This window comes from Delftia sp. 60 (genome assembly GCF_002754395.1).
Classification (GTDB): Bacteria; Pseudomonadota; Gammaproteobacteria; order Burkholderiales; family Burkholderiaceae_C; genus Comamonas; species Comamonas acidovorans.
Genome location: NZ_PEFD01000001.1, coordinates 6,318,102 through 6,330,367 on the forward strand (window position 1 = coordinate 6,318,102; position 12,266 = coordinate 6,330,367).

10 protein-coding genes are annotated in these 12,266 nt (G+C 66.3%); 8 read left to right on the forward strand and 2 right to left on the reverse strand.

The genetic code is table 11. The features are described 5' to 3' along the window. Nucleotides 1-42: 42 nt before the first annotated feature. The 4 genes from putP to CLV01_RS28350 all read left to right on the forward strand — a co-directional run bounded on the left by putP (nucleotide 43) and on the right by CLV01_RS28350 (nucleotide 4,803). Complete coding sequence (putP, locus tag CLV01_RS28335) at nucleotides 43-1,545, forward strand: sodium/proline symporter PutP (protein WP_012207739.1); 1,503 nt, start codon at nucleotides 43-45, stop codon at nucleotides 1,543-1,545. 299 nt (nucleotides 1,546-1,844) lie between these two features. Continuing rightward, a complete protein-coding gene (locus CLV01_RS28340) occupies nucleotides 1,845-2,831 on the forward strand; it encodes a TRAP transporter substrate-binding protein (RefSeq protein ID WP_071956972.1) in 987 nt (328 codons plus the stop codon). A gap of 150 nt (nucleotides 2,832-2,981) precedes the next feature. Next, the gene (locus CLV01_RS28345) at nucleotides 2,982-3,497 is read left to right on the forward strand and encodes a TRAP transporter small permease (protein ID WP_013800419.1); all 516 of its coding nucleotides are present in this window, start codon (nucleotides 2,982-2,984) and stop codon (nucleotides 3,495-3,497) included. Between the two features lie 19 nt (nucleotides 3,498-3,516). Further along, a complete protein-coding gene (locus tag CLV01_RS28350; RefSeq protein ID WP_047327929.1) occupies nucleotides 3,517-4,803 on the forward strand; it encodes a TRAP transporter large permease in 1,287 nt (428 codons plus the stop codon). Between the two features lie 135 nt (nucleotides 4,804-4,938). Here CLV01_RS28350 and CLV01_RS28355 read toward each other — a convergent pair whose 3' ends face one another. Next, the gene (locus tag CLV01_RS28355; RefSeq protein ID WP_099732662.1) at nucleotides 4,939-5,739 is read right to left on the reverse strand and encodes an IclR family transcriptional regulator; all 801 of its coding nucleotides are present in this window, start codon (nucleotides 5,737-5,739) and stop codon (nucleotides 4,939-4,941) included. A 160-nt stretch (nucleotides 5,740-5,899) separates the two neighbouring features. On the opposite strand from CLV01_RS28355, the gene CLV01_RS28360 reads away from it, so the two are divergent. From CLV01_RS28360 to CLV01_RS28370, 3 genes are all read left to right on the forward strand, one after another. Next, nucleotides 5,900-7,552, forward strand: a complete 1,653-nt coding sequence (locus tag CLV01_RS28360; RefSeq protein WP_099732661.1) for a GMC family oxidoreductase — start codon at nucleotides 5,900-5,902, stop codon at nucleotides 7,550-7,552. A 48-nt stretch (nucleotides 7,553-7,600) separates the two neighbouring features. Then, nucleotides 7,601-8,929: an MFS transporter gene (locus CLV01_RS28365; RefSeq protein WP_047218440.1), complete on the forward strand. Its 1,329-nt coding sequence runs from the start codon at nucleotides 7,601-7,603 to the stop codon at nucleotides 8,927-8,929. Between the two features lie 180 nt (nucleotides 8,930-9,109). Next, nucleotides 9,110-9,970, forward strand: a complete 861-nt coding sequence (locus CLV01_RS28370; RefSeq protein ID WP_099732660.1) for a hypothetical protein — start codon at nucleotides 9,110-9,112, stop codon at nucleotides 9,968-9,970. 21 nt (nucleotides 9,971-9,991) lie between these two features. On the opposite strand, the gene CLV01_RS28375 is transcribed toward CLV01_RS28370, so the two are convergent. Next, a complete protein-coding gene (locus CLV01_RS28375; RefSeq protein ID WP_099732659.1) occupies nucleotides 9,992-10,957 on the reverse strand; it encodes a LysR family transcriptional regulator in 966 nt (321 codons plus the stop codon). 129 nt (nucleotides 10,958-11,086) lie between these two features. Here CLV01_RS28375 and CLV01_RS28380 point away from each other — a divergent pair, with 129 nt between their 5' ends. Next, nucleotides 11,087-12,265, forward strand: a complete 1,179-nt coding sequence (locus CLV01_RS28380; RefSeq protein WP_012207748.1) for an MFS transporter — start codon at nucleotides 11,087-11,089, stop codon at nucleotides 12,263-12,265. The last annotated feature ends 1 nt before the right edge of the window (nucleotide 12,266 follow it).

Here is a 12,266-nt window from a genome sequence, read left to right on the forward strand (position 1 = left end):
CCCCGCACAACCCGAAAAACACGACCAACGCAGGACACTTCAATGCAATTCAACTGGAACGACCCGACGGCGATCATGTTCGCCATCTACCTGGTCGCCATGCTCGGCATCGGCGCCATCGGCTACTTCAGCACCAAGAATCTTTCCGACTACATCCTGGGCGGCCGCAGCCTGGGCAGCTTCGTGACGGCGCTGTCGGCCGGCGCCTCGGACATGAGCGGCTGGCTGCTCATGGGCCTGCCCGGCGCCATCTACCTGTCAGGCCTGTCGGAAGCCTGGATCGCCATCGGCCTGATCCTGGGCGCCTACCTGAACTGGCGCCTGGTGGCGGCGCGGCTGCGCCTGTACACCGAGCGTGCCGGCAATGCGCTGACCCTGCCCGACTACCTGGCCAACCGTTTCGAGGACCACTCCAACGTGCTACGCATCGTGACGGCCGTGGTGATTCTGGTGTTCTTCACGCTGTACTGCGCCTCGGGCGTGGTGGCGGGCGCGCGCCTGTTCGAGAACATGTTCGGCATGCCCTACAGCACGGCCCTGTGGGTGGGCGCGCTGTGCACCATCGCCTATGTGTTCATCGGCGGCTTCCTGGCCGTGAGCTGGACGGACACCATCCAGGCCTCGATGATGATCACGGCGCTGATCCTGGCGCCCGTGATCGCCTGGCTGGCCGTGCAGGGCCATCTGCAGCCGGGCCAGGACCTGCACGCCATCGTGGCGGCAGAGAAGTTCGACCTGTTCCGTGGCGCCAGCTTCGTGGGCGTGGTCTCGCTGCTGGCCTGGGGCCTGGGCTACTTCGGCCAGCCGCACATCCTGGTGCGCTTCATGGCAGCCTCGTCGGTGCAGACCATTCCCTCGGCCCGCCGCATCAGCATGACCTGGATGATCCTGTGCCTGGCCGGCGCCGTGGCCGTGGGCTTCATCGGCATCCCCTACTTCGCGGCCAACCCCGGTGGCGCCGCTGCCGTGAACGCCAATGCCGAGACGGTGTTCATGGAGATCACCAAGCAGCTGTTCAACCCCTGGATCTCGGGCGCACTGCTGGCAGCCATCCTGGCGGCCGTGATGAGCACGCTGTCGTGCCAGCTGCTGGTGTGCTCCAGCGCGCTGACCGAGGACATCTACCGCACCTTCCTGCGCAAGAACGCCAGCCAGATCGAACTGGTCTGGATCGGCCGCGCCATGGTGCTGCTGGTGGCCTTGATCGCCATCGCCATCGCCAGCAACCCCGACTCCAAGGTGCTGGGCATGGTCAGCTACGCCTGGGCCGGCTTCGGCGCCGCCTTCGGCCCGGTGATCATCCTGTCGCTGTTCTGGAGCCGCATGACGCGCGGCGGCGCGCTGGCCGGCATCATCACCGGCGCCGTGACCGTGCTGGTGTGGAAGCAGTTCGGCTGGCTGGGCCTGTACGAGATCATCCCCGGCTTCATCCTGGCCTGGCTGGCCACGGTGGTCGTCAGCCGCATGGGCCCTGCGCCTTCGCAAAGCATCCTGAAAGCGCATGCGGCGGTGGAGAGCGAGTTCGAGCGGATCGGGGCACGCTGAGTGGCAATGAGCTGACCCGCTCCACCTGAAACCGACGCCCGATGACGCTTGCGCGCATCGGGCGTTTGTCATTTCAGCACCTATGGCATCGCCAAATCAGATGCACCTCAACGCACATGACGAGCGCTTTGTACGTGGTCGCCACAAGGGGAGTGGTCACTACAATCCATGGGCTCTTTTTTTCATCGCCGGGCCGCCCCAGGATGAAAAACGGCTCCCTGCGGGGTAGCCACTGACCTTGCCCTGCAAGGGGGAGCGTGGGGGCCATTTTTCAACACACAACAAGTGAGACTGCCGCTATGCAAATGATCCGCCGCACCCTTCTTTCGACCTGCGTGGCCGCCATGGCGGTTGCTTCGGCTGGCGCCGTACTGGCCCAGACCAAGGAGGTCAAGGTGGGCTACGCCCTGGCCGTGAATTCGCACTACGGCGCGGCCGCCCAGGCCTGGGCCGATGCGGTGGAAAAGGGCACGAACGGCGCCTACAAGTTCAAGCAGTTCCCCGCGTCCGCCCTGGGCGGCGAGCGCGAGCTGATCGAGGGCCTGCAGCTGGGCACGGTGGAGGCGGCCATCGTCTCCACGGGCGCCATCAGCAACTTCGTGCCCGATGTGGGCGTGGTGGACATTCCCTTCCTGTTCCGCGACACGCAGCATGCGCGCGCCGTGCTGGACGGCGCCTTCGGCCAGGAGCTGCTGGCCAAGTTCAGCAAGCGCGGCCTGGTCGCGCTGGCCTGGGGCGAGCAGGGCTTTCGCCACCTGTCCAACAACAAGCACGCCGTCAACGGCGTGGCCGATCTCAAGGGCCTGAAGATCCGCGTGACCGAGAACCCCGTGCACATCACGGCCTTCCGTACGCTGGGCGCATCGCCCACGCCCATGTCCTGGCCCGAGGTGATCGGTGCGCTGCAGCAGGGCACGATCGACGGCCAGGAGAACCCGATCTCGGTGCTGGCCTCGGCCAAGCTGTGGCAGGTGCAAAAGCACCTGACGCTGACGGCCCATGTGTACGCGCCCATGGCCCTGCTGGTGTCGCCCTCGTTCTGGGGCACGCTGAACGACAGCCAGAAGGCGGCCTTCACGCAGGGCGCCAAGTCGGGTGCCATCGCTTCGCGCGTGTTCGTGGACACGGTGGAGAAGAAGGGCGTGGAAGAGGCCAAGAGCCACGGCATGCAGGTGGTGGAGAAGGTGGACCAGGCCGCCTTCCGCACCGCGCTGGAGCCGGCCTACAAGGAATACGCGAAGAAGTTCGGCCAGAAGACGCTGGATACCATCGCCAACGCCAAGTAATCCCCTGACGCATTGCGGGCTGCGGCCCGCAATGCAGGGCGCCCCGCTGCGGGCAACACCTGTGGCCCCGCACGGCGTCCGCGCCGATGATCTGACATCCGGCGGCAGCCCGGCCCTTGCGCCACTCCCCTCCTGCCCTCGCCCACTCCTATGCTCAACCGAATCGAACGCGCCCTTGTGGCCTGCAACCGCTGGCTGCTGATCGTGCTGCTGCTGGCCATGGCCTGCATCGTGTTTGCCAATGTGGTGCTGCGCTACACCACGGGCGACTCCATTGTCTGGGCCGAGGAAGTGGCCCGGCACATGATGATCTGGGTCACCTTCCTGGGCGCAGGGCTGGTGCTGCGCTTCGGCGGCCATGTGGCCATCGACAACCTGCACCGCTCGGTGGGCACGCGCAAGGCGCAGTGGCTTCGCCGCCTCGTGGTGCTGGGCGTGGGCCTGTTCTGCGCGGTGATGGCGGTGGCCTCGTCGCAGTACGTCTGGGCCACGCGCTTCCAGACCACGGCGGCCACGGACATTCCGATCTCCTTCGTCTACGCGGCCATGCCCGTGGGCTTCGTGCTGATGCTGGTGCATCTGCTGTTCATTGCGCGCGGGTATATCGCAGACGGCTCGTTCGCGGAGTCGGATGAGATGGATGCCGACGCAGCCGCATCGATCTGATCCACCAGGCAGACACATCATGGGTATCACGCTTTTCATCGCCATCATCGTCCTGCTCACGCTGGGCTTTCCGGTGGCCTTCGCGCTGGCGATCTCCGCCGCACTGGCCGTCTTCGTGGGGGGCCGCTATCCGCAGCTCATCGTATTCAAGGAGATGTTCACGGGCATAGACAGCTTTCCGCTGATGGCCGTGCCCTTCTTCATCCTGGCGGCCGAGCTGATGTCGGGCGGGGCGCTCACGCATGTGCTGCTGCGCTTTGCCGCGCAGTTCGTGGGCCATCTGCGCGGCGGCCTGGGCTATGCCAATGTGCTGTCGCTGACGCTGTTCTCGGGCATTTCGGGCTCGGCCCTGGCCGATGCGGCTGGTCCCGGCTCGATGATGGTCAAGATGATGGACAAGGCCGGCTATGCACGCTCCTACGCGGCGGCGCTGACGGCCAGCACGGCCATCGTGGGGCCCATCATTCCGCCGTCGGTGAGCATGATCATCTACGCGCTGCAGGATGAGAACGTGTCGGTGGGCGGGCTGTTCATGGCCGGCTTCATCCCCGGCATCCTGATCGCGCTGGCCATGGCCGCCGTGAACTGGTGGGTGTGCAGGAAGCGCGACTACCGCTCCACCGAGCCGCGCCCCGACGGCCGCACGATGTGGATCAACAGCTTCAAGGCGATTCCCGCGCTGATGCTGATCGTGCTCATCGTGGTGGGCATCCGCTTCGGCATCTTCACGCCCACCGAGGCGTCGGTAGTGGCCGTGTTCTACGCCCTGGTCTGCGGCAAGTGGGTGTACCGCACGCTGCAGTGGTCGGCGCTGCCGGGCATTGCGGCGCGCTCGGCCATGCTGACGGCCTCGGTGCTGCTGGTGATGGCGACTTCGGCGGCCTTTGCCTGGGTGCTGACGGTGGAGGGCATTCCGCAGTACCTGTCCGAGCTGATCGTGAGCTGGGAGCTGTCGCCCACCCTGTTCCTGATCGCGGTGAACATCCTGCTGCTGGTGTTCGGCATCTTCATGGAGCCGCTGCCCGGCGTGATGATCCTGGTGCCCATCCTGGCGCCCATTGCGTTCAGCCTGGGCATCGATCCCACGCACTTCGCCATGGTAGTGATCGTGAACCTGACGCTGGGCATGATCACGCCGCCCGTGGGCGGGCTGCTGTTCGTGACCTCGGTGGCCACGCGCGTGTCCATCACCGATCTCACACGCGAGATGCCGCTGTTCCTGCTGGCCCACTTCGTGGTGCTGTGCCTGCTGACCTTCATCCCCGCGCTGTCCACCTGGTTGCCGCATACGCTGGGCTTCCAGTGACGATAAGGGCCTCCGAGTGAGGCCCTTTTTTTTGCCGCCGGGCCGCCCCAAGGCAAAAAGCGGCCCCCTTGGGGGGCAGCGGACCTTGCGCAGCAAGGGTAGCGCGGGGGCCTTTTTTCTGGGGTGCCCAGCGCCTCAGAACAGCAGGCCGGCCATGCGCTGGGCCGTTTCCTTCAGGTGCGGCAGGCCCTCCAGCGCCTGCGCCAGCGGCATGCGCGCCTCGGGCGCATGCACGGCCAGCGTGGCGCGGCACTGGCCCTTGGCATCGCGCACGGGCACGGCCACGGCAATCATGCCGCGCATGAATTCCTCGCGGTCGCAGGAGTGGCCTTCACGCACGATGCGCGCGCACTCCTGTGCCAGCGCCTCGGGCGTGGTCAGCGTGTTGGCCGTGCAGGCGGTGAGTTCCACGCTGTCCAGAATGGCGGCGCGCCGCGCCGCAGGCATATGGGCCAGGAACAGCTTGCCGCTGGCCGTGGCGTGGATGGGCACCATCGATCCGGCCTCCAGTTGGATGCGCAGCGGCCAGTGGGTCTCGACACGGTCCAGGTAGCGCACGCGCGTGCCGTTCAGCACGGTGAGGTTGCAGGTCTCGCCCAGCCGCGCGACCAGCTGGGACAGCAGCTCATGGCGCAGGGCCTGGCGCGGGTCGGCTTGCAGGGCGCGCACGGCCAGGCTCAGCAGCTTGGGGCCCGGGGAGAAGCTGCGGTCACCCTCATGGCGCAGCAGCCATTGCCGCGCCTCCAGGTGGGAGCACAGGCGCGAGGCCGTGGCCTTGGGCAGGTTGAGCGCGGCTGCGATGTCCATGAGGCCTGGCGGGGCCTCGGCCTGGGTCACGAAATCGAGCACGGCCAGGGAGCGATCGGAGACCGAGTTCGCTTCGTCCTGCCGTGCAGGGGTGGGGTCCGGGGCAGCGCTGGCAAGGGATGGCGGCATGGGGCGGTGTCGTGTGGAAGGCCGGAAACGCTTTCGATCATGCCTGATCGCCAGGAGGCGGCAAGGGTTTGCGCGGGGTTGCAGTCCACGGCGGCAATGAATAAGTTTCATCCAAAGGAACAAATAGTTCCTTCAAAAGAAACTCAAAAGGAGCCACTGCATGCCGGACCCCATCGACAGCTATGACTACGTGATCGTGGGAGCAGGCTCGGCCGGCTGCGTGCTGGCCGCGCGCCTGTCCGAGGACCCGGCCACGCGGGTACTGCTGCTGGAGGCCGGCCCGCCGGACCGCTCGCCCTGGATCCACCTGCCCATCGGCTACGGCAAGACCATGTGGAGCCCCGTCTACAACTGGAAGTTCGAGACCGACCCGGACCCCAACATGAACGGCCGGCGCATCTACTGGCCGCGCGGCCGCACTCTGGGCGGCAGCAGTTCGATCAACGGCCTGATCTACGTGCGCGGCCAGCGCGAGGATTACGACCACTGGGCGGCGCTGGGCAATGCAGGCTGGTCGTATGAGGAGGTGCTGCCCTACTTTGTGAAGTCCGAAGGCAATGCGCGCGGCGCCTTCCCGGGCCATGGCGCGGACGGGCCGCTCAAGGTCTCGGACATCGGCGCACAGCATCCGCTGATCGAGGCCTTCATTGCCGGGGCAGGCCAGGTCGGCGTGCCCCGCACCGAGGACTTCAACGGCCGCGACCAGGAGGGCGCGGGCTACTACCAGCTCACCACCCACAAGGGCCTGCGCTGCAGCACGGCCAAGGCCTATCTGGGCGAGGCCCGGCGCCGCCCCAATCTGCGCATTGAAACCGACGCCATGGCCACGCAGCTGGTAGTGCGTGGCCGGCGCGCCACCGGCATCCGCTACCGGCAAGGCGGGCAGGAGCGCCAAGCCCAGGCGCGGGCCGAGGTGATTCTGTCGGCAGGCGCCATCCAGTCGCCGCAGCTGCTGCAACTGTCGGGCATAGGCCCGGCCGCGCTGTCGCAGTCTCTGGGGATTCCCGTGGTGCACGATCTGCCGGGCGTGGGCGAGAACCTGCAGGACCATCTTCAGATCCGCCTGGGCTACGAATGCAGCCAGCCCATCACCACCAATGACCAGCTCAATTCCTGGGTGGGCAGGACCAGGCTGGGGCTGGAGTGGCTGCTGTTCCGCTCGGGCGCGCTGGCCGTGGGCATCAACCAGGGCGGCTGCTTCATGCGTGCGCTCAGGGACGAGCAGGGCCGGCCCGTGGCGGCCACACCCGACATCCAGTTCCACGTCTCCACGCTGTCGGCCGACATGGCGGGCGGCCAGGTCCATCCGTACTCGGGCTTCACCATGTCGGTCTGCCAGTTGCGGCCCGAGTCACGCGGGCAGTTGCGCATCCGCTCGCGCGATGCCTTCGAGCCGCCTTCCATCCAGCCCCACTACCTGGCCACCGACCTGGACCGCCGCACCAACGTGGCGGCCGTGCGCGCGGCACGCGCCATTGCCGACACGCCGGCCATGCGCCCCTTCGTGAAGCGCGAGGTCAAGCCCGGCCCCGATGCGCACAGCGATGCGGAGCTGCTGGAGTTCTGCCGCAACCACGGCGCCACCATCTTCCACCCCAGCGGCACCTGCCGCATGGGCAGCGACGCCCTGGCCGTGGTCGATGCGCGCCTGCGCGTGCACGGCATGGCCGGCCTGCGCGTGGTCGATTGCTCGGTCATGCCCACCCTGGTCTCGGGCAACACCAACGCGCCCGTGGTGATGATGGCCGAGAAGGCCGCCGACATGGTTCGCGAAGACAGGCACGGAGAGACAGGGCAGCTCAAGGTCGCATGACTGCCCGTTCCTGCATCCCGGCAATGCGACAGACAACCAGGAGACAGCATGACGACGGCAACCGATCCCAGGGTCATCCGCAAGGTGGTGACCTCCGCGCTCATCGGCGCAACCATCGAGTGGTATGACTTCTTCCTGTACGGCGTGGTCGCCGGCATCGTGTTCAGCAAGCTGTACTTTCCCAGCGACGATCCGTTGATCTCCACGCTGCTGGCCTACACCACCTTTGCCGTGGGCTTCGTCACACGGCCGCTGGGCGGGGTGATCTTCGGGCACTTCGGCGACCGCGTGGGGCGCAAGAGCATCCTGGTGGTCACGCTGATGATCATGGGCGTGTCCACCTTCCTGATCGGCCTGCTGCCCACGCATGCGCAGATCGGCGTGGCCGCGCCCATCCTGCTGCTGCTGTTGCGCGTGGCCCAGGGCATAGGCCTGGGCGGCGAATGGGGCGGTGCCGTGCTCATGGCCTACGAATACGCGCCCAAGGAAAAGCGGGGCTTCTATGCCTCCCTGCCCCAGGTGGGCCTGGCCATCGGCCTGTTCATGGCCTCGGGCGTGGTGGCCCTGCTGTCCTGGCTGTGCACCGAGGAGCAATTCATGGCCTGGGGCTGGCGCGTCGCGTTCCTGATCTCGGGCCTGATGGTGGCCGTGGGCATGTACATCCGCCTGCATGTGAAGGAGACGCCCGAATTCGCGGCCGTCAAGGCACGCAATGCCGAGACCGCGATTCCCTTCATGGACATGATGCGGCGCTACCCCGGCAATGTGCTCAAGGGCATGGGCGCACGCTATATCGACGGCGTTTTCTTCAACGTCTTCGGCGTGTTCTCGATCAGCTACCTGACCTCCACCCTGCAGATCAGCCGCACCGATGCATTGATCGGCGTGATGGTCGCCGCCGTGGTGATGTGCTTCACGATTCCGCTGTTCGGCCGCCTGTCCGACCGCATGGGCCGCAGCCGCGTGTATCTGTGGGGATCGCTGATCACCGCGGTCTCTGCCTTCCCGGCCTTCTGGCTCATGGCCCACAGCGGCGGCAATGTGCTGCTGATATGGATCGCCATCGTCGTGCCCTTCGGCATTCTCTACGCGGCGGTCTACGGCCCCGAAGCCGCCCTCTTCTGCGACCTGTTCGACGCCAAGGTACGCTACACCGGCATTTCCTTCGTCTACCAGTTCTCGGGCATTTTCGCGTCCGGCATCACGCCCATCATTGCGACGGCGCTGGTCAAGACGGCCGGTGGCAGCCCGTGGCTGGTGTGCCTGTATGTGGTGTTTGCGGGAGCGGTATCGGCCTGGTGTGCCTGGGCGATTGGGAGGGATGGGCAGGGTGCCCGCGCCTTTCGGCCCGTCGGGAATGCCAGGGCAGGCCTGTGAATGGATGGAATTCGGGCGCTTTCAAGAAAGTTGAATACGCACGCCGGAAAACACATTGCCGGCGTACGAACCCATTTCAGGGACGCCAGCAAAAGCCACTCAAGACCATCGCACTGTTTCTCTTTGTAAAGACGATGGCTAGAATGCCCATGCATTTTCTTATTCAGACAGAGAGGGATCATGTTCAAGAAAACATTGGCAGCAGCTATCTTGCTGGGCTGCGGCCTGGCGCAGGCATTTATGCCCCAAAGCGGTTCGTGGGTCGTGAATTCGGAGCTAGACGGCAAGCCTGGCCGCGGAATGGTGGTAGACGCACAAAATGGCACTGTGGCGCTACAGATGTATGCCTATGAAAACGACGGCCGCCCTACTTTCTTTCTGGCTGCAGGTCCTCTGGTCTCGAACCGTTTTTCCGGACCCTTGACGCGGTACAGCGGCGGTCGGTATTTCGGCAGCGGACCGCGTTCAGGCGTAGAAGCCGGTAGCCCCGGCCAAGTCAGTGTTCGCTTTACCAGCGGTATCTCTGGCTTCATCACATTTCCAGGTGAGCCTGAGGTCGCCATATCTCGTTTCAACTTCGGCTACCCCGCCGTGGCATCCAGCCTGCGCGGAATGTGGACGCTGACTTCGTTCGGCAGCGAAGGCGTTTTCTCCGAAGTCGTGAATATGCAGCTGCAGACACCCGCCACGGCGAACGGAAATGGCCTGATGGAAACGGCAGACCGGCTGTTTGGCTGTGAACACCAGATCCGGGGCAATCTGGCGGGCGGCGTGCTGTGCGTGAAGATCACCAGCTCTGGCCAGTTGCTGCGTTCCTACTACTTCGTCTACAGCGTGAACGAGGGTGAAGGCAGCTCCCGCACCAATGGCACCCGCCCCGAACAGGTGCTGGTGGTCAAACGCCTGCTTGACCCGAAGGGCGTGGGTACAGGCATCGTCTACGCGGCCGACGCACCCGTGGACCCAGTGCCCACCGTGCTGCACGACATCATCGAGAACCTGTCCTTCAACGCCGCACCTCTGCCAACAGAGCAGGAGTGACGCCGCCGCTGCCAGCCCGCCTCAAGGCAGCGCCGGCAGCTGCTCCGCATGCCGCAGGTCCACATGCGCCTGCAGGAAGTCGAGCACGGCACGCGTGCGCGGAGGCAGGCGGTCGGGCTTGCCCAGGTAGACGGCGTGGATGGGTTCCAGGTCGCCCGTGTTGAATTCCTCCAGCACGGGCACCAGCCGGCCGGCGAGCACGTCGGCCCAGGCGTGGTACAGCGACAGGCGAGCCAGGCCCGTGCCGTGCAGCGCCAGCTCGCGCATCACATCGCCATCGTTGACGCGCACCACCTCCCCGATATCGACGGCCACGCGCTGGCCGTCCACCAGAAATGGCCAGTGCGGTATGGCGCGCTGGTAGCTCCAGCCCAGGCGCACATGGTGGCCCAGCTCGTCCGGATGCAGGGGTCTGCCCATGCGGGCCAGGTACTCCGGTGAGGCCAGGATGACCTGCCGCGTGTGGCCTAGCAGCCGCGCGACCATGTCCGAGGGCGGAAGCTGACCCCAGCGCACGGCGATGTCCGTGCCGGCCTCGACCAGGTCCACGATCTGGTCCGTGAAGCTCAGTTCCAGGCTCAGCCCGGGATGGCGCTGCAGCAATTGCGGCACCAGGGGCACGAGCAGCATTTTTCCGGTCGATGAGCTGGTGTTGATGCGCACCAGGCCGCGTGGTTCGCTGCGCACGGCCACGCAGGCCTCCAGTTCCTCCAGGTCGGCCAGCACGCGCTTGCCGCGCTCGAACAGCTGGCAGCCTTCGGGCGTGAGATGCAGGCGCCGCGTGCTGCGCTGGAGCAGCTGCACGCCCAGGCGCGCCTCCAGCCGCGACATGCTCTTGCTGACGGCCGAGGGCGAGATGCCCAGGTGGCGCGCAGCGGCCGAGAGGCTGCCGCGCTCGGCCACCAGGATCAGCATTTCCAGCTCGGCAAAGCGGTTGGCATCGGCGTTGCCTGTATCGGTGGCCGTGGGTGGGGCAAGTGCGGGCATGGCGTCTCCTGAAAAGAGGTCATCTATTCCACACAGGAACAGATCCGTTTCCATTATTCCATCTACACAAAGGTATGTTGCAGTGCGACATTAATGGACATCACACCAAGGATCACAAGGAATCCGTCCATGCCTCTTTCCCTACTCGCCCTGGCGGCCGGTGCCTTTGGCATCGGCACCACGGAATTCATCATCATGGGCCTGCTGACACAGGTCAGCCAGGATCTTCACATCAGCATTCCCACGGCGGGCTCGCTGATTTCGGGCTACGCCATCGGCGTGGCCGTGGGCGCGCCCGTGCTCACGCTGCTGACGCGCCAATGGCCGCGCAAGCGCCTGCTGCTGGCGCTGATGCTGATCTTCATCGCCGGCAACCTGGCCGCCGCGTTCGCGCCCAGCTATGAATGGCTGATGTCGGCGCGCGTGCTGACCTCGCTGACCCACGGCACCTTCTTCGGCGTGGGCGCCGTGGTGGCCACGGGACTGGTGCCGGTGGACAAGAAGGCGTCGGCGATTGCGCTGATGTTCTCGGGCCTGACCCTGGCCACCCTGCTGGGCGTGCCTGCCGGCGCCTGGATCGGCCAGATGTTCGGCTGGCGCAGCGCCTTCCTGGCCGTGGCCGCGATCGGCGTGCTGGCCTTTGCCATCCTGGCCGCCTTCGTGCCGCGCGACCAGGGCCGCCCCGAGGTCACGCCGCTGGCGCAGGAGCTGGCCGTGCTGGCCAACGGCCAGGTCTGGCTGGGCCTGGGCATCACGGCCTTCGGCTTTGCGGGCGTGTTTGCGCTCTACACCTATGTGGAGCCGCTGCTGACCCAGGTGACCCGCATGGGCGACAGCCTGGTGGCACTGACCCTGCTGCTGTTCGGCGCGGGCCTGGCCGCAGGCAATCTGCTGGGCGGCAAGCTGGCCGACCGGGGCGTGATGCGCGCCCTGGTGTGGAGCATTGCGGCGCTGATGGTGGTGCTGGCGGCAGGCCGCTGGGCCTTCGGGAACCAGGCCGTGGCCATGGCCTATGTGATCGTGCTGGGCGTCGTGGCCTTCGCCACGGTGGCACCCATGCAGATGCGCGTGCTGGACCAGGCCGGCCCCCAGGGCGCCAACCTGGTCTCCAGCCTGAACATTGCGGCATTCAACCTGGGCAATGCCCTGGGTGCCTGGGTCGGCGGCCTGGCCCTGGCCGGTGGCCTGGGCCTGGTCAACCTGGGCTGGGCCGCCGCCGCGCTGACGGCCGTGGGCCTGGTGCTGGTCTTCTGGAGCAGCCGCCTGCCTGCAGGCTCCGCACGCAGCGCAGGCGTGGCCTGCGCCTGAG